Source organism: Paenarthrobacter sp. A20 (assembly GCF_024168825.1).
GTDB lineage: Bacteria > Actinomycetota > Actinomycetes > Actinomycetales > Micrococcaceae > Arthrobacter.
On record NZ_JALJWH010000001.1, the window covers coordinates 2,325,522 to 2,348,860 of the forward strand.

Sequence of the window (23,339 nt, forward strand, 5' to 3'; positions counted from 1 at the left end):
TGAACCGGTGCAAACGTTAGTCGTTTTTGGCGGTGACATTGCCCGGGAGGGGCTCCGGCACAACACCCGGCCATTGACCGTCCTGTGTGAGCAGTGAGAGATTCCGCGCGCCCTCGGAGCCATCGGCGCTGAGCGGGATGACGACGGTGCTGTGCTGCGAGGGGTCACGGCTGAGGGGCGGGATCCAGCCCGACCCCGTGGCGGCGGACGCCAGGTCGAAGAGCGGCTCCCCGTCAGCGGTGCTTGCGCTGATCTGGATCTGCGTATTCGGCATGTAGCCCTCGCCCACGGACCAGGTGCTCCGGACGATGTAATCCACCAGCACGTCGCCGTGGAGGACGGCGTATCCGGGGTCAATCTCGAACGCCACGGAGTACCCGGTGTTGCCCTTCACATTCGGAGGACCCCCTCCGGCGAAGTCGGTAACCAAGATCCCGGGGACGGCGTCGATGGCCTCGCGGGCTTCCGCGAGCGTCTGGCCCGTGCCGGCGTCGTGCGGGATGGTCTGCCGTGGTGACGGCGCGGGAACGGTGCAAGCGGTCAGGGTGAGAAGAATCCCGGCAACGACGGCAGCCCGGGCGAAGGATCGGTTCGTGCGGGTCATGGTTTCACTATGTTCGGTTTTGCTTGGAATGCGATACTGACGCGCCCGGGAGCCCGCAGAAACCACGGCAGTCGACGCCCGACGCCGGTCGGCAGCGACGGCGGTCAGGTCGCCGTCGGGCGTAAATCGCTTTCCCGGGGTGGTAACGAACACGTGATCCCGGACACGAAGGGCCGTCAAAACGGCGTGCTCGGGTAAGTTAGGAGATGTTGAAATCTGCAGACTTTCAGGGAGAACCCCGCCAATGGCCAAGATTATCTATACCCACACAGACGAAGCGCCGATGCTGGCAACCTACTCATTCCTGCCGATTGTGGAAGCGTACGCCTCAACCGCAGGTGTAGAGGTGGAGACCCGCGACATTTCGCTGGCCGGCCGCATCATCGCCGTCTTCGGCGATTTCCTGACCGAAGAGCAGCGCACAGGCAACGCCCTGGCTGAACTTGGTGAACTGGCAAAGCAGCCGGAAGCCAACATCATCAAGCTGCCCAACATCAGCGCCTCCGTGCCGCAGCTCAAGGCTGCCATCGCCGAACTCCAGGCCCAGGGCTACGCCCTCCCGGACTACCCGGACAACCCCTCCTCGGACACCGAGACGGACATCCGCTCGCGCTACGACAAGATCAAGGGCTCCGCTGTGAACCCGGTGCTGCGCGAAGGCAACTCGGACCGCCGCGCACCCCTGTCGGTGAAGAACTACGCCCGCCAGAACCCGCACTCCATGGGTGCTTGGTCCGCTGATTCCAAGACCAACGTTGCCACCATGGGCACGAACGACTTCCGCTCCAACGAGAAGTCCGTGGTCCTCAAGGCCGACGATTCCCTGAGCATCCAGCTGGTCCGCGAAGACGGCACCACCAAGGTCCTCAAAAAGGACTTCCCCGTCCTGGCCGGCGAAGTCGTGGACGCCACCGTCCTGCGCGCCGACGCCCTGGACGAGTTCCTCAAGGCACAGGTTGCCCGCGCCAAGGAAGAGGGCGTCCTCTTCTCCGCACACCTGAAGGCCACCATGATGAAGGTCTCGGACCCCATCATCTTCGGCCACGTCGTCAAGGCGTACTTCTCCGAGCTGTTCGACACCTACGGCAAGCAGCTCGCCGCCGCAGGCATCAGCCCGAACAACGGCCTGGCAGCAATCCTCAGCGGTCTGGACGACCTGCCCGAAGACGTCCGCGAAGGCGTCAAGGCAGCCATCACCAAGGGCCTCGAAGACGGTCCCGCACTGGCCATGGTCGACTCCGACAAGGGCATCACCAGCCTGCACGTTCCCTCGGACATCATCGTTGACGCCTCCATGCCGGCCATGATCCGTTCCTCCGGCCACATGTGGGGCCCGGACGGCAAGGAAGCCGACACCCTGGCAGTCATCCCGGACAGCTCCTACGCCGGCATCTACCAGGTAGTCCTGGACGATTGCCGCGCCAACGGCGCGTTCGACCCCACCACCATGGGCACCGTTCCCAACGTGGGCCTCATGGCGCAGGCAGCCGAGGAATACGGCAGCCACGACAAGACCTTCGAGATCCAGGCAGCCGGCACCGTCCAGCTCGTGGACAGCAAGGGCACCGTCCTGACCGAGCACCAGGTCTTCCCTGGCGACATCTGGCGCGCATGCCAGACCAAGGACATCCCGGTCCGCGACTGGGTCAAGCTGGCCGTTACCCGCGCCCGCGCTTCCCAGACTCCCGCCGTGTTCTGGCTGGACGAGACCCGCGCGCACGACGCCAACCTCATCGCCAAGGTCAACGAGTATCTCCAGGAACACGACACCGAGGGCCTGGAAATCAAGATCCTCTCCCCGGTTGACGCCACGGCCTTCACGCTGGAGCGCATCCGCAAGGGCGAGGACACCATCTCCGTCACCGGTAACGTCCTCCGCGACTACCTCACGGACCTGTTCCCGATCCTCGAGCTGGGCACCAGCGCCAAGATGCTCTCCATCGTTCCGCTGATCAACGGTGGCGGCCTGTTCGAGACCGGCGCCGGTGGCTCCGCTCCCAAGCACGTCCAGCAGCTGGTGAAGGAAAACCACCTCCGCTGGGACAGCCTGGGCGAATTCCTTGCCCTGGCCGTCAGCTTCGAGCACCTTGCCACCACCACGGGCAACGCCCGCGCGCAGGTCCTGGCTGACACGCTGGACCGCGCCACGGGTACGTTCCTGCTGGAAAACAAGTCCCCGCGCCGCAGCGTTGGCGAGCTGGACAACCGTGGAAGCCACTTCTACCTGGCCACCTACTGGGCCCAGGAACTGGCCAAGCAGACCGAGGACGCCGAGTTGGCCCAGGACTTCGCAGCAATTGCCGAAGCCCTGACCTCCAACGAAGAGGCAATCGTCGGCGAGCTGGCCGCAGTCCAGGGTCCCGCCGTCGAACTGGGCGGCTACTACCGTCCGGACGCCGCCAAGGCCGCTGAGATCATGCGCCCGTCGGCTACGTTCAACAAGGTCCTCGCGGACCTGAAGAAGTAGTCCCTCGAGCCCGGGTGCCTTTCACGGGCGCCCGGGCTCCGAGTTTTTGTACAGATAATGCCCCCAAGACGCGGTCTTGGGGGCATTATCTGTACAAAAACTCCTAGCGGTCCGCGTGGAACCGCTCCGGTGCCAAGCCGCCGTCGACGATGTCTTTCAGCACCCGGCCAATCGCCGGGGTGAACTTGAATCCGTGACCCGAGAACCCGGCGCCCACCACCAGGGGACCGAAACGGTCCAGGACGAAGTCCTCGTTGGGCGTGGTGGTGTAGGTGCAGCTGATGGGAACCGCGGTGGAAGGGTCGACGCCGGGAAGCCACTCTTCTGCGTACCGCACCAGCGCTTCCATCTGGTGGGGGATGGGCTCGAACGTGCGCTCGTCGGGGTCCATGACGGGGCCGACGCCATGCCAGCCGGCCTTCACGCCTTCGCCCGGGGTGAGCATGCCGTAAACCGGGCTGTACCAGTACTCGTAGGCTTCGTTGTTGGGATCGGGGTCCGGGCTGTGGTTGAAGCTCGGCCACACGAAGGTGTTGTCCGTCGGCGTGAAGTGGGCCGGCTGCTCCTGGGTGACCACCAACGCGGGCAGGTCCGTGAGCTTGCCGATGAGCTTGGGGGTCCAGGCTCCGGCGGTGACCACCACCCGATTGGCCGTGTATTCGGTCTCCTCGGTCACCACCACCACCGATTCGGCGCCGTCGACGCGGATGTCGCGGACCGGCGTCGAGTACTTGAAGACCGCACCGTGGGCCTCGGCGGATTTGCGGAGCGCCGCCAGTGCGTCGGCGGAACGGATCCGGCCTGAACCCGGCACGAAGAGGACATCGGTGGCGAAGTTCATGCCCAGCCAGCGGTTGGCGGCCTCTTCGGCGGAGATGAAGTAGCTCTCGATGCCGCGTGCCTCGTGGGCCTCGCGGACTTCTTTCAAACGGGGGCGGTTGCCATGGTTCGCCAACCCCACCAGGTCCAGCAGCGGCGCGCCGTTCTCGGCAGCCAGTTCGTCCCAGAGGGTCTTGGATTCGGCCAGGAGGTCCAGGTAGTCGGCCTCGGCGTAGGCGGTGTTGAAATTGCGGGTGGCGCCGTGCGAAGCGCCGATATGGTGCCCGGCCTCAAACTGCTCCAACAGGACCACCGAGCGGCCCGAGCGGGCGAGTTGCCACGCGGCCGCCGATCCCATGGCTCCTCCGCCAACAACTACAACATCGACCTGCATGCCTGCTCCATTCGCCCTCTTCAACAACCCCAAACAGGGCCACCTCCCATTCTGCCCCCTCACCCACGTAGGTCGCAGCAGACGCCCTTTTGAGCGGTCAAAAGGGCGTCTGCTGCGACTCAGTTGGGGCGGGACGCACGTTACGCGGCCAGGCGCCTCCGGATCCACGCGGAGAACTGGTCCACCACGATGATCAGCACCAGCACGATCAGGATGTGCGTCAGCATGGAGTCGAACTGGAACGACTTGATGGACTGGTTGATCAGGAGCCCGATGCCGCCCGCGCCCACCAGGCCGAGGACCAGCGAGGACCGGACGTTGACGTCGAAGCGGTACAGCAGCAGGCCCACGAACTGGGGGACCACCATGGGCAGTGTGGCGTTGGCTACCTGTTGGATCCGGTTGGCACCGGCGGTACGGAGTGCCTCCTGCGGTCCGGCGTCGATCTCCTCCATGGACTCGGCCCATAGCTTGCCCATCACGCCCGTGTTGTGGCAGATCAGGGCGAGCACGCCGGCGAAGGGACCGAGCCCCACGGCCGTCACGAAGATCAGCGCAAACACGATGTCCGGCACGGCGCGGAAGAACGACAACACGGCCCGTGCGCCTTGGTATACCAGACGGTGCGGGCTGGTGTTCTCGGCGGCCAGCGCAGCCAGGAGCAGGGCGAACGGCACAGACAACGTCGTCCCCAAGAGCCCGATCCACAGGGTCACCAGCGTGGCTTCCAGGCCAGGCTTCAGTGTCTTCTCCCAGCTCAGGTCAGGCGGGAACGCATCGCCGATGAACGCGGCCATGCCCTTCCAACCGTCCACCAACAGCTCAGGTTTGAAATCAGTCCCCTCGATGGCCACAGCGTGAAGTCCGACGACGGCGGCAGCCACTGCCGCCGTCGTGATCCACCGCAGGGGCTTCTTCGGGCGGACAAGTGCCACTCGGTTTTTTGCGGTTGAGTCCCGGCGGGCGACGGCCGGGGTCAGGGTCTGGGGTGTCATGCTGCGATATTCCTGTCCGGGGCATACAACGTGTCGAGATGTTCGGCCGTGACCGCTGTGGAGGGGAGGTCGAAGGTCATGGATCCTTGGAGCAGCCCGATGGACCTGTCCGCGTAGCGCAGGGCCAGGTCCGGCTGGTGCAGGACGGCGGCAACGGCCAGCCCTTCGGAGTGCGCGAGCTCGCGCAGCAGCGCCATGACCTGCTCAGCGGCATGCGGGTCCAGGGCGGACACCGGCTCATCGGCGAGTACGACGTCGGCCCGCTGGCAGAGTGCCCGGGCTACGGCGACGCGCTGCTGCTGTCCGCCGGAGAGCCGGCCAACGCGGTCGAAGGCCCGGTCGGCCAAACCGACGCGGTCCAGGCAGTCGAGGGCCTCCTGCTGGACATCGGCCGGGAACAAGAGCGGCGACAGCGAACGCACAGTGGGAATCCGGGCGAGGGCCCCGGCGCAAACATTGTCCAGGGCCGTGCGGCGGGGGACCAAATGGATCTTCTGAAAGATCATGGCCATTCGCTGGCGCGCCTGCTGCAGCTCACGGCCTTGCAGGGAATCCAGTGCAGCACCGTCGATGCTGATGCTGCCGGCGTCGGGTTCCGTGATGCCCATGACGCAGCGGAGGGTGGTGGACTTACCGGAGCCGTTGGCGCCCAGGAAAGCGACCAGCTCGCCAGCGGCAACGGAGAAGTCCACTCCTTGAAGCACCGTCCGCCCGCTGAAGGACTTGCGTAAGCCTTGGACGGAGAGAGGCATTACAGGTCCTTCTCGGTGAGGCCCATGGTCTCGGCAAGGTCGAACAGCGGCGTGTAGTTGTCCTTGGTGACCTCCAGCAGCGGCCCCGGAGGGGTGACATCCAGGAACTCCCCAACTTTTGCCACGTCCGCGGGATCAAGGCTCAGGAACGCGTCCTTGACGGCAGCCTTGAAGGCGGGATCGGCGTCGCCCCGCACGGTGATGGGATCGTTGGGGATGGGGTCGGACGTCCAAACCTGGCGGAAATCGTCCTTCTTGAATGTCCCTGCAGCGATCGCGGTGGCCAGCGTCTGGGAGTTGATCTCGGCAGCATCCACCTTGCCGTTGGTCAGGGCCAGCAAAGCTTCGGGGTGGCCGCCCGTGTAGTCCATCTTGATGTCGGCGTCGGCGATTCCGGCTTCGCGGAGGCCGAAGCGCGGCAGCACGTCACCCGAGGTGGACCCCACGCTGCCCAACGCGAGCGACTTGCCCTTGAGGTCGCCGATGGCCTGGATGGTGCTGTCCTTGGGAACCCAGATCCCGGCGGTGTACGTGCTCAGTTCCTTCTCCGCGGTGCCGAACGAAACCAGGGGTTCGGCACCGGCTTTGGCATCTGCGAAGACATATCCCAGCGGACCGAACTGGCCCAGGTCCAGCTTTCCGTTGCGCATGGCCAGGACCTCGGCGGCGTAATCCTCAACCACCTGGACGCTGACGGGGCATTCGAGCTTCTTGGACAACGCCGCGGCCAGGACATCGTAGGCGGGCTTGAGCTTGGCCGGGTCCTCGTAGGGCTCGATGCCGAACTTGATCTCACCATTGGGGCAGGTGGCCGACGTCGCCTCAGGCGAGGACTGGGCTGAGCCGCCACAGGCCGTCAGTGCGAGGGCCGCGGTTAGGGCAAGGGCGGAGCCGGTGAAGAGCGAGGTTTTCATGGGATTCCTTATGCGAAGGGAGGGGAGAACGGGGATATTCAGTACAAGGTGAGTCAGTACAGGCGCGACACGTTGCTGTGTGCCAGGCCGAAGGACAGGGTCATGCCTACGCCCGAGGTCACGGACACCACCGTGACGCCGGGTTGGACCTCGCGGACCAGGATCGGTGCGACGTCGGAAGACGCGTAAACGCCCTGCCATCGCTGGATGATCTCCAACCGTTCACCAATCCGGCCCGTGATTTCGGTGTTGAGCGTGGTGGTCACGGCTTCGTCCAGGAACGGATCGGTCGTGCGGTGGTAATGGTGCGAGTCACCCAGGATGATGGTGCCGTCCGGGCGCTGGGTGAACATGACATTGGCTCCGACATCCAGTAGCTCGGGCTGGTTCTCCAACACCTCGGAACGGAGGGCTGCAGCAGCGGGCATGTCCGTGAACGCCGGGTACCGGAGCATGGACGTTGCGGTCAGGACTGCAGGGGCGAACTCGACGCCCGATGGTTTCGCGGCCAAAGACATCTGCAAGGCACATCGCTGGATCCGGTGTTCTTCGGCCAGGTCCGGGTACAGGTAGTCGACGTCATGGCCGACGCACACGAACACCCGCCCGGCGCGAAGCTCACCGCGCGAGGTCTGGACGGTCACGCCGTCAGTGGACTGGCTGAAGCCCAGCGCGGCGGTGTTCCAGTGAAGTTCGACGCCGGGTTGCCGGCTGAGCCAGTCGGCCAACTTTGCAACGGTGGTCCGGGGGTCGACGCGGAGGTCGTCCCGGAGGAAGGCGCCGCCTACGAGGCCGGGCCATGCCGCGCTCGAAGCACCACCGTCGTCGTGCGCTTCCTCAGCAGACGCAGCACCCAGCCGCTCCCGCGTCCCGGCGGGGGAGAGCAGCTCCACCTGGCCTGGCTCGCGGACCGCGGAGAGTTCGCGCAGGACGTTCATTTCGGCTTCGGTGCGGGCAAGTACGACGGCGCCGGCCTCGGAAGCCCAGAAACCGGCCTGCTCGGCGAACGCGAGCCAGTACTTCCGCGAGGTCTGCGCGAGTTCGTACAGTTCCCCGGACTGGGCAGTGATGCAACAGTGTCCGAAGTTGCGGACGGAGGCGCCCGCGGCGTGGTGGTCGCGATCAATGATGGTGACGGTCAGGCCGTTGGCAACAGCGTGCGCGGCATGCGCCAAACCAACGATTCCAGCGCCAACAATCAGGACGTCGGCGGGCTGGCTCGCGCTGTTGTTGAAGGGAGTGGGGGAGGTGCTTGGGTTGTTCACACCACTGACATTGACGGCTACGGGGAGGGGAATCAAGCCAAAATGGCACTTGTATATACAAGTTAATCTGAATTTAACGTCTGTTCATTTCAGTTCACCCCAAATTCATCTAGAGCCGCTCAAAACCAGCGTTTCGAACCAGTGGGACTTGTATCATCAACTGGTGAGCACACAGCAGAACGCACCCCTCCACGTCAGGCTGAGCGAGGAATTCATGCGCCGCATTACCGACGGTGAGTGGCCCCCGGGTTACCAGTTGCCCAGCGAAGCGGAGCTATGCCGGGAGTTCGGGACCTCGCGCGGACCGATCCGCCAGGCGCTCGCCTTCCTCCGTTCCGAAGGCGCAGTGACCGGAGGACGGGGTCGTCCTCCCATGGTTCGTTCGTCCGTGCCGTCGCAGTCGTTTTCCACGTTCAACTCGTTCACCGAGTGGGCCAGCGGCATCGGCAAGAAGCCCGGCCAGCGGACCCTGGAGGTCGCGCGACGCGAAGCCAGCCCGGAAGCTGCCGAGGCACTCGGCCTCGTGCCGGGAACCACGGTGGTGGAAGTCCTGCGGGTCCGCTACCTGGACGAGTCCCCGGCCATGATTGAGCGGACCACGTTCATCCTGGATGTAGGCCGGAAACTATTCGACTTCGACACCGACTCAGGGTCCATCTTCGCGTTCCTCAAGGAGCAAGGCGTGGATCTGCACAGCGCACGGCACACCATCGACGCCGTTGCAGCCAGCGATGAAGACGCCGAACTGCTGGAGCAACCCGAAGGCATTCCGCTGCTGCGCGAACGCCGCATCACCCGTTCCGGCGACGGCCAGCCACTCGAATACTCCGAGGACCGCTACCTGCCGGCACTGACCAACTTCACCATCGACAACACCGTGGAACGCCGGGCCGCCCTGGTCCGCATCCATACCGAAGGAGCCACCCCATGATCACCCTTGTTGCCTGCGATATGGCCGGAACCACCATCGACGAACACGGCGACGTCTACGTTGCCCTTGCCCGCTGCGTTGAAGAGACCGGCGTGGCCACCACGCCAGAGGCTGTCCAGGAATGGATGGGCGCGGACAAGGTGGAGGCCATCACGGCGCTGATCGAAGCCGGCGGAGGCACGGCGGACGCTGAAACGGTGGCGGCGGCGTTCATCCGCTTCAAGGAACTGCTCGTCGAGTTCTACGACGCCAACCCGCCCGTAGCGCTGGAAGGCGTGGAGGACGCGTTCCGTGAACTACGCCGCCAGGGCATCAAGGTGGCGCTCACCACCGGCTTCTCCCGTGACGTCGCCGAGCCCCTGCTCGAGCGGCTGGGATGGGGCGTCGGCGACGACAACCTGCTGGACGCCGTCGTCTGCTCCGACGAAGTAGCTGCGGGCCGCCCGGCGCCGCACATGATCCACCGTGCCATGGAACTAACAGGCGTGCAGGACGTCCGGGCCGTCATCGCCGCCGGCGACACCGTGAATGACCTCGCCGCCGCCAACAACGCAGGCGTCACCGCCGTCGGTGTCCTGACCGGCAAGCTGGGCCGCGACGACCTCGCAGCGCACCCGCACCACCACATCCTGGACGGCGTGAAGGACATCCCGGCGCTGCTGTCCTAGTGCCGGGCGCTGGCGCCGCCCGTTTGGCTGGCGCCGTCCGGTTGGCTGGCGCCGTCCGGTTGGCTGGCGCCGTCCGGTTGGCTGGCGCCGCCGTTTGGCTGGGGACGCCCGGCATGGAAGATTGGGACGGGTGAAATTCCTTCACCCCTCTCCCAAGTCCTCCGCCCGTGGCGTCACCATCCTGCGCGTGGTGTTCGGCGCGCTCATCATGGTTCACGGCATCCAGAAGCTCATGGCCGGTCACCCCGCGTTCGCGGCGTCCGTCGCGGCAATGGGCGTGCAGAAGCCCGAGATCGTGGCGTGGTTGGTGATCGCCGGTGAGTTGGGGCTTGGCTTGCTGCTGGTTCTCGGTGCCTTGACCCGGGTGGCCGGGTTCCTCGCGGCGATCATGTTCGCGGGCATCTGGTTCGTGACGGAAGCGGGCAAGCCCCTGCTGACGGACAAGGCGGGCGTTACGGCAGAACTCCTGATTGTCTACGCAGCCATCTCCGTGGCGTTCGTGTTCCTCGGACCGGGGGCGCTGTCCCTTGACCGCAAGCTCGCACGGCAACCGGCCCGCCAAGGGCGTTAACGCGGCTGAGTTAACTCACCGTGCGTCGTTCGGATACCGGATGCCCAGTTGTGACCGCACGCCGTCGAACAAGCGCATGACATTCACGGAGTCCTCCAGCGGCATGACCGGGCTTTCGGTGAGCCCTTGCTGCACGCAGCGCGTCACCTCACGGAGCTCGTAGGTGTAGCCGATGCCCACCACGTCGAAGCGCTCGTGGCGCGGCTCGTCCCAACCAACCCGGATCATCAGTTCGCGCGGATTGTTCACGGAACCTACTGTCTGCAGGAAGCCGAGTCCGCCAGCAACGGTGGCGGTCCGTGGCCCGTGCGCCATGAGGGAAGAGGTCAGCTGCGCCTGGGCACCGTTGGCGTACCCCAGCGTCAGTGCGTTCTGCGTGTCCACGCCGTCCTCGTTCAGCGTGCCGATCGCCGTCACCGACTGGGGGAATCCCAGTGTGCCCAAAGGCCACAGCAACGGGTAGACGGTGAGGTCCAGGAGTGCGCCGCCGCCGTCGTTCAAGGCCCAGATACGGGCAGAGGGATCGTAGGGCGCGGGGAAGCCAAGATCCGCGCTGACCCACTGAATCTCGCCTAGCTCCCCGGACGCGGCGATCGCGAAGGCCCGCTGCATGCTCGGAAGGAAACGGCTCCATACGGCCTCCATGAAGAAGACGTTGTTTTCCCTGGCCAGTTTCACCAGCTCGGTAGCTTCGCGGGCATTGATGGTGAGCGCCTTCTCGCACAGTACGTGCTTGCCGGCACGCAGGGCCGCCGATGCAATCTGGAAGTGCTGGGCATGGGGAGTGGCCACATAGACCACGTCCACTACGGGATCGTCGAACAGCCGCTGGTAGCCGGGCACATCGCCGTCGTCCCCGTATCCCTTGGCGAAACCAAGCGCGGCGGCGAACGCGTCCGCGGCAGCCTGGGTCCGGGAACTCACAGCGTAGGGCTCAGCGTCTTCCAGCAAGGCCAGGTCCTGCGAAACGCTGTTGGCGATGTTGCCGGTGGATACGACGCCCCACCTTAAACGCCGGCCCGTAGCCGCTCGGGGATCCTGGTTGGTTTGCGAGAAAAGCCACGGCTTGGCGATAGGGAGGGTCATGACTGACATCCTCTCATTTTGGCTATCGCTAATGGGGAAGTTGCAGCTGCTCCAGGTCCGCAGTGGTTCCCGTCGATTCGAAGGTCAGCCTGACATTGACGTTGTAAGCGCCGGGCTTTCCGAGGTCCGGTATCCAAATCTCCGCGACTCCAGCGTCATGGTCCGTGGTGGCCAGGATCCTGTAGGCCAGGTTCTCAGCCTTCCAGCTTTCGGAGACTTCAATGCCATCCAAGGACCACGTCAGGAGCATCGGGACGTGGGCCAGGCCCGCAAGATCCAGCTTCACGGCGACAGTCCACCCGAGCGGATCCTTGCCCTGGGTGCCATCGATGACCAGCACTTCCTCCAAGGCCTTGACCAGTTCAGCTGCCACCTGGGCCGGCGGGAGCAGTTCGCCCGCCTCGTTGACCGTCACCGGCGGGAGGAGAGCGGGAATGGCTATGAGGGCTCCGGGAACGTAGCCTTCCAGCACTTTCTGTTCCTTAACTGCGGATCGATACTCCTCGGGCGGACGGGAGGTGATCTTGTTTGCCAAGGTGGGTGAGCCTGTGGAGGTGCCTTGGGTGGCGGATGTCGTCGCAGGAGCAGTCGGAATTGTGGGGGTGGTGGTGGCCGTGGACGTCGTTGGGGGAGGCGTGGTGGTTGGCGGAAATGTGGTGGGAGTTGGCTTCTTGCTCCCAGTAGACGCGGCCAGATTCGCTGAATAGGGCTCAAAGGCAGCTGCTGCGGCCGGGTTGAGTGTCAGGTCCTTGCCCAAGTCCGCCGGGGCGAACGCCGCAAGCGAGGTTTGTTTGAGGATGGTGAGCGATTCGATGTCGGCAACGTCTTCGGTATTGGGCGGAATGATCCGGTCCCACAGGGCGATGATGCTGATGAGGGCTGCGGCGATGGCTCCCGCGGTGATGATCCATGTCTTGCCGCGTCGATGCCACGGAGTCTTTTTTCCTTTTTTCTTGTGTGCGGACACGCCCGCCACCTCCTGCCCCTGCTCACAGATTGCTCCCGCGCCGGAACAGCGTCAACCCTGCGCAGCAGAGAATCATGGCCGACTCTTCTGTGTCGTGAGCTGTCAAGTCATACGAATGTCCGGACCGAAGATTTTCCTCGCCTAGGCTTAGGCCATCATCCCTCGCAGAGGTTCTGTGGGGAGTTACCGAAATGGAGCAGGGATGGGTACTTTTCGGCGCGTCATTTTGCCGGTTGCCTGGTTGTTGGTTTTCGCGATAATCGCGGTGGCATTGGTCAAGATCGCCTTTGTGGATGGCCTTGAATCGTCCGGCGCGGAGCCGGCCCCGCTGGCCCAAGTGGATATTCCGGTGGTCCCGGCGACACGGACCACGGTTACCAACACAGTCCAGATCAAGGGCACCGTTCAGAGTGACGCAGCCGAACCGGTCCGGAGCACTTCCGCTGGCAAGGTCATCAAGATCTTCGTGGACCAAGGTGCCAGTGTCGCCAAGGGAGACGCTCTCTTCCAGGTCAAGGCCGAGCGACCCGTCACCAGCACGGCTACCTCCAAGGACGGCACACCCACCACACCCAAGCCGGTGTACGACTACTTCGATGTCCTCGCTCCGAGCGCCGGAACCCTGCAATCCCTGTCAACGCTCATTGACCAGCAGGTGACCGTTGGCGAGTCCGTGGGCAAGATCGACCCCGGAACGTACACGGTGGCGGGCCCGGTCACCGCAGCCCAGCAGTACCGCCTGCTCGGCAAGCCCGGTCCGGCGGAAATCGCTTTGGTAGGTGGACCGGCGCCCTTCCAGTGCACCGAAGTGACGCTCAAGAACAATGCGTCCGACGACGGCGGCACCACCTCGGGCGGGTTGGCCGCCACTGGTGGTGGTGCGGGGATGGGTGTGGGCGCAGCGATGGTGGGTCCCGGAGGAGGCGGAAGCCAGCCGGAAGAAGGCGGCACCCCCACGGGAACACTGAGCTGCGCAATCCCTTCCGACCAGCAGGTTTTCGCCGGTCTGGGAGCCACCATGACAGTCAGCGCCGGAGTCGCCCCTGACGTCGTGACTGTTCCGCTGACCTCGGTGAAGGGCAGCGTCAAGGACGGCATCGTGTGGATTGCAGGCCCCGGAGGGACTGGTGCCGCTCCCGAGCAGCGCACAGTGCAGCTGGGGCTCAATGATGGCTCCGTAGTGGAAGTGACCTCCGGTCTGGCCGAAGGCGAGCAGGTCCTTGAATTCGTGCCCGGTGCTCCGGCTGCCCCGAACCCCATGATGGGGCCGGGCCAGGTCGCCTACGCTCCGGCGGGCTAAAGGCATGACGGAACCCAAGGAAACACTTGTCAGCCTGCGGTCAGTCACCCGATCCGTCATCCTGCCGGACGATCAGCACCTGCACATTCTCCGGGGCATCGACCTCGAGGTGCACAGTGGCGATCACACGGCAATCGTGGGACGCTCCGGCTGCGGCAAATCAACGCTCCTCAACTTGCTGGGCCTGCTGGACATCCCGACATCGGGAGAGCTTGAGTTCCTGGGCCAGTCCGCTGACCGGCTGGGCAACAACGCCCGGGCCCGGCTCCGCGGTTCCACCGTGGGCTTCGTTTTCCAGCAGTTCAATCTCCTGCCAGGTCGCAGCGCCTTGGACAACGTGATCACTCCGCTGTTTTACGCCAAGGGCAAGGAGTTCTGGAGTCGCCGCAATATCGCCATGGACATGCTGGACCGGGTGGGCCTCGCCGCCCGGGCCAACACCATGCCCAACATGCTCTCCGGTGGCGAACAGCAGCGCGTGGCCATAGCCCGCGCCTTGGTCCGGAAGCCCCGGCTTATCCTGGCCGACGAACCGACCGGAGCACTCGACGTCGAGACCGGCCAGTCCGTCATGGCACTGCTGGACACCGTCGCCACGGAGACTGCGGCCGCCCTGGTGACCATCACCCACGACACCAACGTGGCCGCACTGGCCCGCGCCTGCTATCGGCTGGACTCCGGCGTACTCAGTCCACTGCTGGTGCCCGCAGCAGCAGGAGTCAGCGCATGACCGGCTTCGTTTCCACGCTGGTCGAGGCGTGGCAGGAACTTCGCATCAACAAAGTCCGGATCCTCCTGGCACTCATGGGCGTGGCGTTGTCCGTGGCGGCACTGACATCCGTGGTGGGCGTCGGGAATCTGGCCCGCGAGGGCTACAAGGTGCAGTCCGAACGAAACGGCGGCCGGGTGGCAACGTTGTCGTTGAGCGTCAACGGACCAACCATGCCGGACCCGGGGAAACTCGAGAAGGCGTACCAAGGGATCCAGCAGCGCTACGGCATCACCACCTCCACCCACGTCGGTCAGACGCAAGCTGGTTTTCAGTTTCCCCGCGGCGTGACCGCCGTGAGCATGACCATCGTGGACATCGGCTACGGCATTATCCACCGAGTTCCGCTCCAACAGGGAAGCTGGTTCGCCGCTGACGACGGTCAAAGGCTTGCACCCGCCGTCGTGGTGTCCGAGTCCTTCTACAACCAAGCCGGCAGGCCAAACCTCACCACCCATCCCACAATGAGCATCCCCGGTGACCGGCCAGCTACGGCGGTGATTATCGGCGTCGTCCCTGATACGTACCCCGATACGCCGCCGTCCGCGTTCATCCTCAGCGAGGGTGCGGCCATGACGGGGATGGAACCGCAGATGTCCCAGTTCAAGATGTGGGTGGGCGAGGAGCAGGCCGACGCGCTCAAAGCAGCGATCACCGCGGACCTCCAAGGCCAGTTCCCCGGCTACTACGCCCAAGCCGACCGCATGGACTACGCAGCCTGGGGCGATCCTTTGGCTCCCGTGCAGTTGGTGGTGGGCGGAGTAGCCGGATTGGTCCTGCTGCTCGGCGCCGTGGGGATGCTGAACATTTCCATGGTCACCGTGCGCTACAGGGTCCGGGAGATCGGCATCCGCCGCAGCTTCGGGGCAACGTCGGGCCGGATCTTTGTTGGCGTCATGATGGAATCCGTGGTGGCCACCGCAGTGGCCGGCGTGGCTGGCGTCATGCTGGCGGTTGCGGTGGTGAAACACCCGTGGATCGAGTCGAAGGTAGCGCCGGGGCTCACTGAGTACCCCGCGTTCCCCATCGACGCCGCTCTCCTTGGATTCGGCGCGGCTGTCCTTGTCGGCGCACTCGCCGGAGCCATCCCTGCGCTCGTGGCGGTGCGCGTCAAGGTCATCGACGCAATTCGGTTCTGACCTCCTCGGTGAGCCGGCCCTGCTGCAGGCGGAAGCACCGTTCAGTCTTTTTCGCCAGGCTCCGGTCATGGGTGACCACCAGGATGGTGGTGTTGTGGTCGCGGCTCAGCGAGCTCAGCAGTTCGATGATGTGCTCACCGGTCTGTTCGTCCAGGTTGCCGGTGGGCTCATCGGCCAGGATCAGCTTGGGCTCGTTGGCCAGCGCCCGGGCAATCGCCACACGCTGCTGCTCGCCGCCGGAAAGCCGGTTGGTCCGGCGTGAGTGCTTCTCAGGATCCAATTGCACTTGCTCCAGCAACTCCTTGGCACGCTGCAGCCTGGCCGCCTTGCGGACGCCCGCGAATTCCATGGGCAGCATGACGTTGTCTACGGCACTGAGGTTGGGGATCAGGTTGAACTGCTGGAACACGAAGCCGATGTCCCGGCGCCGGTACTCGGTCAACTTGCCGTCCGGGAGCCCGGCCAAGCTGACGCCATCCACGACGACGTCACCTGAGGTGGGCTTGTCCAGCGCACCCAGGAGGGACAACAGCGTGCTCTTGCCGCTGCCGCTCTTGCCGACAATGGATGCCAGCGAACCCTTTTCGAGTTCGAAGCTCACACCGTTGACGGGCTTGATGGTCCGGTCACCGGACTTGAACTGACGGACCAGGTCCTTGACTACGATCACGGCTATTCTCCTCGGAGTACTTCGATGGGACGGATGCGGGCGGTCAGCAATGCCGGGACCAGCGCGCCGATGATGGCAACCGCGAACACCGCTGCGATGCCTGCAGCGAGGACGCCGGGGGAGACGCTGGCAGTCACGGAGGTGAGCAGCTGGGAGGCGCCACCGAACGGACCACCTTGGCCGCCGCCGGGCAAGCCGCCACCGCCAGGTACCGCGCCGTTTGGCATGGCCCCTGCGAGACCCCCGCCGCGCTGGGTGGTGGTGGCCGCCGTCGTGGTTGTGTTCGAACTGATGAGCGCGGACGCAATGCCGCCGCTGGCCAGTGAAGCGATCACCGCACCCACCACGCTTCCAAGAGCTACAAGAACCAGTGACTCGAGGACGAACTGCAGGCCGATGGTGCGGTTGCGGGCACCGATCGCCTTGAGGACACCGATTTCGCGGCGGCGCTCGCGGACCAGCATGACCATGATGAGCAGGATGATGATGCCGGCGGTGGCGAGGGCCGCGATGAAGGCGATCAGCGAGATGTTCTTGACGCTGTCCAGTGAGCTGACGGCGGTTTCGAGGTTGCGCTGGCCCTGGGTCACGTCCGCCTTGTCCGTGCCGAGTGCGTCCTGGACAGCGGTCTTGGTGCTGTCCACGTTTTCCATGCTGTTGACCGTGACGATCATGCTGGAGAGCTCATCCGGGGTTTCGGCCAGTGCCTGCGCTTCCGGCAGGGCGACGTAGACGGCGTTGTTGCCGAACGTGGTGCCGGCGTCGAAGATGCCTGACACGGTGAACGTCTTGTCCTGGATGGTGAAGGTGGAGCCCACCGTCAGGCTGTTCTTCTCCGCAAGCGAGGTGCCCACAAGTGCCTTCGCTTCGGCTGCGGTGTAGTCGCCCAGCCCGGTGCCGCTGGTGATGTCCAAGGCCTTGCCCGTGCTGTCCACTTCGGCGCCGATACCCGTCGCGGTGATCGGAAGCGTGCGTACCGGCTGGGTGGTGCTGCCTGTTGTTCCGGCGGAGCCGTTGCGGTTGCCCAGCGTACCGGCGTCGACGGCGGCCGTCAGGTTCGTGGTGACCGTCGCCTGTTGTCCGCCGGGACCGAAACCGCCGCCCGGGCCCTGCTGGGTGGTGCCGGTTGTTGAATCCGTGGTTCCGGTGGTCACCGTCTGGAGGCGCACTGCCTTGGTACCAACGACCGCCGTCACGTTGGCGACCGAAGCCGCAGTCTCAGCTTCCGCCGTCGTGAGTGGTTCGCCGCCGCCTTCGAAGCCCTGGCCACCGGCCGGATTCACCGTCAAGGTGGTGCCCACGGAAGCGTTGAGCTCCTGGACCTTGGCACCCACGGCCTGATTGGCGACCAGCATGGCCAAGGCCAAACCGATGGCTACGGCCAGCACGACAACGACCGCCGCCGTTCTGATTTTGTTGCGGAAGGCGTTGCCTACGCTCCGGGCAAGGACGCTCACGTTTCTCCTCTTGACCTGCATGTTCGTTCGTCCCGCTGAATGCGGGCCGCAGATCCAAGACTGCTGAGTGCTGCTGTGCTGCACACCAGCCGAAGCTATGCGTGGGCTGTGAAAGCACCCGCGCCTGCCGTTTGAGGCAAGCGAAAGCCCCGGCCCGCCTGCTGGCGGACCGGGGCTTGCTGTCTTGCTGTGAAGAGGTGCTACTTGGTGATCGGGCCGAGTACCGGATCGTCAACGTAAGCGGTCTTGACGTTCTCCAGCGTCACGATCTGTGGCGGGAGGAGGTACGCGGGGACGGTCTTGACGCCGTTGTTGTAGGAGTCCTTGTCGTTGATTTCCAGTTCCTTGCCGGCCTGGAGGTCCTTCACCATGGTGATGGCGTGCTCAACGAGCTTGCGGGTGTCCTTGTTGATGGTGGAGTACTGCTCGCCTGCCATGATCGACTTCACGGACTCAACTTCGGAGTCCTGGCCGGTGACAACCGGGAGCGGCTTGCCGGCGGCCCTGACGGACGTCAGCACTGCACGGGCCAAGGTGTCGTTCGGGGACAGGACGCCGTCCAGGGAAGCGGTGCCATAGCTGCCGGTGAGCAGCGTGTCAGCGCGACGCTGGGCGTTTTCTGCCTTCCATCCCTGGGTAACAGCCTGCTCGAACGAGGTCTGGCCCGAAACAACCTTGAGGGTGCCGTCGTCGATCTTCGGCTTCAGGACGCTCATGGCGCCGTCGAAGAAGACCTTCGCATTGGCATCATCCGGGGAGCCGGCGAAGAGTTCGATGTTGTACGGACCCGTCGCCTTCTTGGCCTTCATGCCGTCCAACAGGGCCTGGCCCTGCAGTTCGCCAACCTTGAAGTTGTCGTAGGCCACGTAGTAGTCCACGTTCTCGGTGTTGAGGAGCAGGCGGTCGTAGGCGATGATCGTGGCGCCGGATTCCTTGGCCTGCTGGAGCTGGGTACCCAGCTGGGCGCCGTCGATGGCTCCCACGATGATGACCTTGGCGCCCTTGGTGACCATGGCGCTGATCTGGTTCTGCTGCTCGGATACGCCGCCGTTGGCGAACTGTACGTCCGCCTTGAAGCCGGCGCTGGTGAGGCCGTCGTTGAACAGCTTCTCCGCGAGGACCCAGTTTTCACTGGTCTTCTGCGGAAGTGCGACGCCGATCAGCGAGTCCTTGGGGAACGCTTCCCCGCCTGCTGTGCTGCTGCTTGAGCCGCTGTCAGTGCGGCCGCAGGCTGTCAGCGCCAGTGCCGCGATGGCAGCGACTGCTGCTGCCTTTCCTGCTTTACCAAACATTCGCATATCTTGGTTCACTTTCTGTGTGGGTGGGGTGGAGCGAGTCTGTCAGGAAGCGGATCACGCTTCCTTGGAGATGACCTCTTTGGTGGATGTGGTTTCGTCCGGCTTGATCTCGTTATTGCGCTGGAAGCTCTTCAGCAGCAGGCCGGTAATGGACCGCTTGCCCTGGGACTTGTTGTAGACATCGAAAGCGACTGCAGCCAGGAGCACCAGGCCCTTGATGATCTGGGTGAGGTCGGCGCCGACACCCAGGAGCTGGAGGCCGTTGTTGAGGACGGCCATGACCAGGCCACCGACGATCGAGCCGATCACGGTACCGACACCACCGGTAACGGCAGCGCCACCGATGAAGACGGCCGCAATGGCATCCAATTCCCAACCGACGCCGTCGAACGGGCCGGAAGCAGTGGAGCGGGCAACGAAGATCATGCCGGCAAGGCCGGCCAGGATGGACATGTTCATCATGACCATGAAGTTGACCTTCTTTGACTGCACGCCGGACAGCTCAGCTGCGTGGCGGTTGCCACCCACCGCGTAGACGTGGCGGCCGAGGACCGTCTTGTCAGCGATGAAACCGTAGATGAGCACCAGCACGGCAAGGATCAGGCCGGGGATGGGGAAGGACGTTCCGGGGCGGCCAGTAGCGAACAGGTACGTCGCGTAGAGGATGGCACCGCAGATCAGCACCAGCTTGGTGACCTCAACCCAGAGCTCGGGAACATCGGCGCCTAGTGCCTTGTTGGCTGCACGGGCACGCAGGGACATGATGACCACCAACGCTGCCGCCGCAATGCCAATGAGCAAGGTGAGGTTGTTGAAGCCGGTGTTCGGGCCGATTTCGGGCAAGTACCCGGAACCAATGAACTGGAATTCCTTGGAAACGGGGATGGTGTTGGACTTGCCCACGAACTGGTTGAAGCCGCGGAACAACAGCATGCCGGCCAGCGTCACGATGAAGGCAGGTATGCCCACATACGCTGTCCATAGCCCTTGCCAGGCGCCGATCACTGCTCCAAGGAGCAGGCCGAAGAGCACACCCGCCCACCAAGGCAGGCCCCAGTCCCGCATGGCGAGGGCCACCGAAACCCCCACGAACGCGGCTACGGAACCGACGGAGAGATCGATGTGGCCGGCGATGATCACCAGGACCATGCCGATGGCCAGGATCAGGATGTAGGAGTTGCCGTTGAACAGGTTGATCACGTTACCGGGGGTCAACGTGCGGCCCCCGGTGAAGATCTGGAAGAAGACGATAAGTGCCACCAGGGCGAAGATCATGCCAAACTGGCGGGTATTGCCACCAAATAGCTTCTTGAGCGCGTTCATTGTTTTGGTCCTTGTGTCAGGATGGGGCGAGTCTGGGCCAACGGTCAGGCGGTTTTGCGGGCGGAAGTCATGAGTTTCATGAGGCTTTCCTGGCTTGCTTCGTTTTTGTCCAGGACGCCGGTGATGGCGCCTTCGAAGATGGTGTAGATACGGTCGGACAGGCCCAGGAGCTCAGGGAGTTCCGAGGAAATGACAATCACTCCCTTGCCCTGGTTCGCGAGCCTCTGGATGATTCCGTAGATCTCGTACTTGGCACCTACGTCGATTCCGCGGGTGGGTTCGTCCAGGATCAGGAGGTCGGGGTCGGTGAACATCCACTTGGCCAGCACAACTTTCTGCTGGTTGCCGCCGGAGAGTTTGGCCACGCCTTCCTCAACCGACGGGGTCTTGGTCCGCAGTGACTTCCGGTACTCCTCCGCCACCGTGAACTCCTTGCGCGTATCCACCACCGAGTAGTTGCTGATTTTGTTCAGTGCCGCGGAAACCGTGGTGGTCTTGATGTCGTCCAGCAGGTTCAGCCCCAAGGACTTGCGGTCCTCAGTGACGTAGCCCAGGCCGGCGTCGATGGCCTGCTTGACGCTGCGGAGGTGGACCGGCTTGCCGTCCTTGTACACCTGGCCCTTGATGAAGCGGCCGTAGGAGTGGCCAAAGAGGGAGCGGGCCAACTCCGTGCGGCCGGCGCCCATGAGCCCTGCGAAGCCGACGATTTCGCCGCGGCGCACAAAGAAGTTGGAACCTTTGCAGATCAGGCGGTCCGAGATCTGGGGGTGTCCCACGGTCCAGTCCTTGACCTCGAAGAACACCTCGCCGATCGTGGGTTCGTGGTCCGGGAAGCGGGACTCGAGCGTCCGGCCAACCATGCCCTTGATGATGCGGTCCTCGTCCACGCCATCACGCTTGACGTTCAAGGTCTCGATGGACTTGCCGTCACGGATGATGGTGATCTCGTCCGCGATCTGTTCGATCTCGTTGAGCTTGTGGGAAATGATGATCGAGGTGATGCCCTTGCCTTTGAGGCCCAGGATCAGGTCCAACAGGTGCTGGGAATCGGATTCGTTCAGCGCTGCGGTGGGCTCGTCCAGGATCAGCAGGCGAACGGACTTGTTCAGGGCCTTGGCGATTTCCACCAGCTGCTGCTTGCCGACGCCGATTTCCTTGATGGGGGTATCGGGATCCTCGCGCAGGCCAACGCGGGCCAGCAGTTCGAGGGAACGCTTGCGGGCCTCGGTCCAGTCGATCACGCCCCACTTGGTGGGTTCGTTTCCGAGGAAGATGTTTTCCATGATGGACAGTTCCGGGATCAGGGCCAGTTCCTGGTGAATGATCACGATGCCGGCCGCTTCACTGGCGCGGATGTCCTTGAACTGCTGGGTTTCGGCTTGGTACACGATGTCGCCGGTGTAGCTTCCGTACCCGTAAACGCCGGAAAGAACCTTCATGAGCGTGGACTTGCCGGCGCCGTTTTCCCCGCAGATTGCGTGGATTTCGCCGGCCATCACACGCAGGCTCACGTTCGACAAGGCCTTCACGCCGGGGAATTCCTTCGTGATCGAGCGCATCTCCAAAAGGATGGGATCACCTTGCGTGTCGAGGGATGTCATCAGCCCTTACGCCTCCAATGCATGACTTCGTTGTCGGCCCCGCAGTGGCGAGGCTGTCTGATGAAAAAGTAAACTGGATCACGGCCCTTGTCGTCAAGACTTGAACGCAAGAGCCAGCTAACGATTTCGTTACCTACCGGTAATACCCGCGTGTTGGAAGACCAAAGCGGCGGCCCCGAGTGCCTCTGCGCGCGCCCCGAGGGACGACATTGCGAGGTGGGTTGTCTCGCCCACGACAGGTACGGCGTGCCTGACCAGGCCGCGCCGGATGGGGTCCAGCAGGAGGTCCCCGAGGCCCGCCAAAGGTCCGCCCACGACGATCACTTCAGGGTTGATGAGGTTGGAGACGTTGCCCAAAGCGCGTCCCACTGCCAGTCCGGCGTCGTCCACCACCCGCTGTGTCGCGGAGTCGCCGGCGAGGCAGTTCCGGACGATATCCTGCGGTGTCAGCAGGGTCTCCTGGCCGCGTCCCAGCAGTTCGATCATGGTGGTGGTGGACGCTATCGTTTCGAGGCAACCCCTGTTCCCACAGCGGCACACCAGGCCATGTTCGTGAATGGTTGCATGGCCGATTTCGCCGGTGATTCCCACATTGCCGTAATAGGGAAATCCGTTGAGGATCAGGCCCGCGCCAATGCCCGAGCCGATCTTGAGGAACATCAGGTTGGAGACCCCGCTGTGGGGTCCCCACGTTACTTCGGACAGCGCGCCCAGGTTGGCGTCGTTGTCAACGAAGACGGGGCAATTGAGCGCTTCCTCAAGCCGATGGAGGATGTCGATGCCCACCCATTCCGGAAGGATGGCTCCCTGGGCAACCGTGCCGGAGCGGCGGTCGATGGGGCCGGGAATGCCCGCGCCCGCCCCCACCACGGCAGTGCGGTCGATGCCGTTTTCCTGCAGCAGCCTTTCCAGCAGGCGGACTGCGGCAGCGATGCCTTCCTCAGCCTGGTGGCCCAGCGGCAATTCGATGTAATCCTCGGCAATAACGTGATAGCCCAGCGAGGCCAGGACCACGCGCAGGTGCCGGCGCCCGAAGTCGATTCCGACGGCGACCGCACCGTTGCTGTTCAGCCTCACGTTGGTTGCCCGGCGCCCGGAGCTGGTGGTGGGTTCCGTGGAAACCAGGCCGGCGTCCTGCATGATCTTCACGATGTTCGAGATCGTCGCCGTGGAAAGCCCGGTCTGGCGCGACAGCTCTGCTTGCGTGGAGGGACCGCTCAGCAGGCACTCGATGATGCGTTGCTGGTTCAGGTGGCGCAGCGCGGACTGCGAGCCGGGTTTTCTTGGGTGGCTCTTCGTTGAGCGCTGCGTAGCGGGCATGACAAGAAGATTGCCCCACAAGCGACGTT

At 64.2% G+C, this 23,339-nt stretch carries 21 protein-coding genes; 7 read left to right on the top strand and 14 right to left on the bottom strand.

Features of this window, described 5'->3' with window-relative positions; all coding sequences use genetic code 11:
- Positions 1-16: 16 nt before the first annotated feature.
- Positions 17-604, bottom strand: coding sequence for a hypothetical protein (locus J3D46_RS10995; protein ID WP_253467125.1), 588 nt, complete (start codon positions 602-604; stop codon positions 17-19).
- Between the two features lie 244 nt (positions 605-848).
- Between J3D46_RS10995 and J3D46_RS11000 the strand changes: the two genes are divergently transcribed.
- On the top strand, positions 849-3,071 hold the full coding sequence (locus J3D46_RS11000) for an NADP-dependent isocitrate dehydrogenase (protein ID WP_231341104.1): 2,223 nt from the start codon (positions 849-851) through the stop codon (positions 3,069-3,071).
- Between the two features lie 103 nt (positions 3,072-3,174).
- On the opposite strand, the gene J3D46_RS11005 is transcribed toward J3D46_RS11000, so the two are convergent.
- The 5 genes from J3D46_RS11005 to J3D46_RS11025 all read right to left on the bottom strand — a co-directional run bounded on the left by J3D46_RS11005 (position 3,175) and on the right by J3D46_RS11025 (position 8,210).
- A complete protein-coding gene (locus J3D46_RS11005) occupies positions 3,175-4,284 on the bottom strand; it encodes an FAD-dependent oxidoreductase (RefSeq protein WP_253467127.1) in 1,110 nt (369 codons plus the stop codon).
- Positions 4,285-4,424: 140 nt separating this feature from the next.
- Positions 4,425-5,279, bottom strand: a complete 855-nt coding sequence (gene phnE, locus J3D46_RS11010) for a phosphonate ABC transporter, permease protein PhnE (protein ID WP_231341106.1) — start codon at positions 5,277-5,279, stop codon at positions 4,425-4,427.
- Entirely contained in the window at positions 5,276-6,031 is a 756-nt protein-coding gene (locus tag J3D46_RS11015; protein ID WP_231341107.1) for a phosphonate ABC transporter ATP-binding protein, read from the bottom strand. Before J3D46_RS11015 ends, phnE begins: the two co-directional genes overlap by 4 nt.
- Entirely contained in the window at positions 6,031-6,945 is a 915-nt protein-coding gene (locus J3D46_RS11020) for a phosphate/phosphite/phosphonate ABC transporter substrate-binding protein (protein ID WP_231341108.1), read from the bottom strand. The genes J3D46_RS11015 and J3D46_RS11020 overlap by 1 nt, the downstream gene beginning before the upstream one ends.
- A gap of 53 nt (positions 6,946-6,998) precedes the next feature.
- Positions 6,999-8,210, bottom strand: coding sequence for a TIGR03364 family FAD-dependent oxidoreductase (locus J3D46_RS11025; RefSeq protein ID WP_253467129.1), 1,212 nt, complete (start codon positions 8,208-8,210; stop codon positions 6,999-7,001).
- Positions 8,211-8,373: 163 nt separating this feature from the next.
- Between J3D46_RS11025 and J3D46_RS11030 the strand changes: the two genes are divergently transcribed.
- From J3D46_RS11030 to J3D46_RS11040, 3 genes are all read left to right on the top strand, one after another.
- The gene (locus J3D46_RS11030) at positions 8,374-9,141 is read left to right on the top strand and encodes a GntR family transcriptional regulator (protein WP_159698217.1); all 768 of its coding nucleotides are present in this window, start codon (positions 8,374-8,376) and stop codon (positions 9,139-9,141) included.
- Positions 9,138-9,809: a phosphonatase-like hydrolase gene (locus J3D46_RS11035; protein WP_231341110.1), complete on the top strand. Its 672-nt coding sequence runs from the start codon at positions 9,138-9,140 to the stop codon at positions 9,807-9,809. The genes J3D46_RS11030 and J3D46_RS11035 overlap by 4 nt, the downstream gene beginning before the upstream one ends.
- A 130-nt stretch (positions 9,810-9,939) precedes the next feature.
- Positions 9,940-10,380: a DoxX family protein gene (locus tag J3D46_RS11040; RefSeq protein ID WP_231341111.1), complete on the top strand. Its 441-nt coding sequence runs from the start codon at positions 9,940-9,942 to the stop codon at positions 10,378-10,380.
- A 15-nt stretch (positions 10,381-10,395) separates the two neighbouring features.
- Here the strand turns inward: J3D46_RS11040 and J3D46_RS11045 are convergent, their stop codons facing one another.
- Positions 10,396-11,466, bottom strand: a complete 1,071-nt coding sequence (locus tag J3D46_RS11045) for a Gfo/Idh/MocA family protein (RefSeq protein WP_231341112.1) — start codon at positions 11,464-11,466, stop codon at positions 10,396-10,398.
- Positions 11,467-11,494: 28 nt separating this feature from the next.
- Entirely contained in the window at positions 11,495-12,433 is a 939-nt protein-coding gene (locus tag J3D46_RS11050; RefSeq protein WP_253467131.1) for a hypothetical protein, read from the bottom strand.
- A 202-nt stretch (positions 12,434-12,635) separates the two neighbouring features.
- On the opposite strand from J3D46_RS11050, the gene J3D46_RS11055 reads away from it, so the two are divergent.
- Genes J3D46_RS11055 through J3D46_RS11065 form a run of 3 tightly spaced genes read left to right on the top strand, consistent with a single transcriptional unit; the run spans position 12,636 to position 15,641 of the window.
- Positions 12,636-13,733 (top strand): efflux RND transporter periplasmic adaptor subunit, encoded by a 1,098-nt coding sequence (locus J3D46_RS11055; RefSeq protein WP_253467133.1) that lies wholly within the window; start codon positions 12,636-12,638, stop codon positions 13,731-13,733.
- 4 nt (positions 13,734-13,737) lie between these two features.
- The gene (locus J3D46_RS11060; protein ID WP_253467136.1) at positions 13,738-14,463 is read left to right on the top strand and encodes an ABC transporter ATP-binding protein; all 726 of its coding nucleotides are present in this window, start codon (positions 13,738-13,740) and stop codon (positions 14,461-14,463) included.
- Positions 14,460-15,641, top strand: a complete 1,182-nt coding sequence (locus J3D46_RS11065) for an ABC transporter permease (protein WP_253467138.1) — start codon at positions 14,460-14,462, stop codon at positions 15,639-15,641. Before J3D46_RS11060 ends, J3D46_RS11065 begins: the two co-directional genes overlap by 4 nt.
- Here J3D46_RS11065 and J3D46_RS11070 read toward each other — a convergent pair.
- The 6 genes from J3D46_RS11070 to J3D46_RS11095 form a co-directional block, all read right to left on the bottom strand.
- Positions 15,619-16,311: an ABC transporter ATP-binding protein gene (locus J3D46_RS11070; protein WP_231341117.1), complete on the bottom strand. Its 693-nt coding sequence runs from the start codon at positions 16,309-16,311 to the stop codon at positions 15,619-15,621. The genes J3D46_RS11065 and J3D46_RS11070 overlap by 23 nt on opposite strands.
- 2 nt (positions 16,312-16,313) lie before the next feature.
- Positions 16,314-17,768, bottom strand: coding sequence for an ABC transporter permease (locus J3D46_RS11075; protein WP_253467140.1), 1,455 nt, complete (start codon positions 17,766-17,768; stop codon positions 16,314-16,316).
- A gap of 200 nt (positions 17,769-17,968) precedes the next feature.
- Positions 17,969-19,066 (bottom strand): sugar-binding protein, encoded by a 1,098-nt coding sequence (locus J3D46_RS11080; RefSeq protein WP_231341119.1) that lies wholly within the window; start codon positions 19,064-19,066, stop codon positions 17,969-17,971.
- A gap of 54 nt (positions 19,067-19,120) precedes the next feature.
- Positions 19,121-20,389 carry a multiple monosaccharide ABC transporter permease gene (gene mmsB, locus J3D46_RS11085; RefSeq protein WP_231341120.1) on the bottom strand — a complete coding sequence of 423 codons (1,269 nt, stop codon included), beginning with the start codon at positions 20,387-20,389 and terminating at the stop codon, positions 19,121-19,123.
- A gap of 44 nt (positions 20,390-20,433) precedes the next feature.
- Positions 20,434-21,990 carry a multiple monosaccharide ABC transporter ATP-binding protein gene (gene mmsA / locus J3D46_RS11090; RefSeq protein ID WP_253467143.1) on the bottom strand — a complete coding sequence of 519 codons (1,557 nt, stop codon included), beginning with the start codon at positions 21,988-21,990 and terminating at the stop codon, positions 20,434-20,436.
- Positions 21,991-22,119: 129 nt separating this feature from the next.
- Positions 22,120-23,310, bottom strand: coding sequence for an ROK family transcriptional regulator (locus J3D46_RS11095; RefSeq protein WP_231341122.1), 1,191 nt, complete (start codon positions 23,308-23,310; stop codon positions 22,120-22,122).
- Between the last annotated feature and the right edge of the window lie 29 nt (positions 23,311-23,339).

What these genes read in the sequence shown, in the direction of transcription:
- J3D46_RS10995 (WP_253467125.1), bottom strand. Translation starts at nt 604, where the DNA reads ATGACCCGCACGAACCGATCCTTCGCCCGGGCTGCCGTCGTTGCCGGG.
- J3D46_RS11000 (WP_231341104.1), top strand. Translation starts at nt 849, where the DNA reads ATGGCCAAGATTATCTATACCCACACAGACGAAGCGCCGATGCTGGCA.
- J3D46_RS11005 (WP_253467127.1), bottom strand. Translation starts at nt 4,284, where the DNA reads ATGCAGGTCGATGTTGTAGTTGTTGGCGGAGGAGCCATGGGATCGGCG.
- phnE (WP_231341106.1), bottom strand. Translation starts at nt 5,279, where the DNA reads ATGACACCCCAGACCCTGACCCCGGCCGTCGCCCGCCGGGACTCAACC.
- J3D46_RS11015 (WP_231341107.1), bottom strand. Translation starts at nt 6,031, where the DNA reads ATGCCTCTCTCCGTCCAAGGCTTACGCAAGTCCTTCAGCGGGCGGACG.
- J3D46_RS11020 (WP_231341108.1), bottom strand. Translation starts at nt 6,945, where the DNA reads ATGAAAACCTCGCTCTTCACCGGCTCCGCCCTTGCCCTAACCGCGGCC.
- J3D46_RS11035 (WP_231341110.1), top strand. Translation starts at nt 9,138, where the DNA reads ATGATCACCCTTGTTGCCTGCGATATGGCCGGAACCACCATCGACGAA.
- J3D46_RS11045 (WP_231341112.1), bottom strand. Translation starts at nt 11,466, where the DNA reads ATGACCCTCCCTATCGCCAAGCCGTGGCTTTTCTCGCAAACCAACCAG.
- J3D46_RS11055 (WP_253467133.1), top strand. Translation starts at nt 12,636, where the DNA reads ATGGGTACTTTTCGGCGCGTCATTTTGCCGGTTGCCTGGTTGTTGGTT.
- J3D46_RS11060 (WP_253467136.1), top strand. Translation starts at nt 13,738, where the DNA reads ATGACGGAACCCAAGGAAACACTTGTCAGCCTGCGGTCAGTCACCCGA.
- J3D46_RS11065 (WP_253467138.1), top strand. Translation starts at nt 14,460, where the DNA reads ATGACCGGCTTCGTTTCCACGCTGGTCGAGGCGTGGCAGGAACTTCGC.
- J3D46_RS11080 (WP_231341119.1), bottom strand. Translation starts at nt 19,066, where the DNA reads ATGCGAATGTTTGGTAAAGCAGGAAAGGCAGCAGCAGTCGCTGCCATC.
- mmsB (WP_231341120.1), bottom strand. Translation starts at nt 20,389, where the DNA reads ATGAACGCGCTCAAGAAGCTATTTGGTGGCAATACCCGCCAGTTTGGC.
- mmsA (WP_253467143.1), bottom strand. Translation starts at nt 21,990, where the DNA reads ATGACATCCCTCGACACGCAAGGTGATCCCATCCTTTTGGAGATGCGC.
- J3D46_RS11095 (WP_231341122.1), bottom strand. Translation starts at nt 23,310, where the DNA reads ATGCCCGCTACGCAGCGCTCAACGAAGAGCCACCCAAGAAAACCCGGC.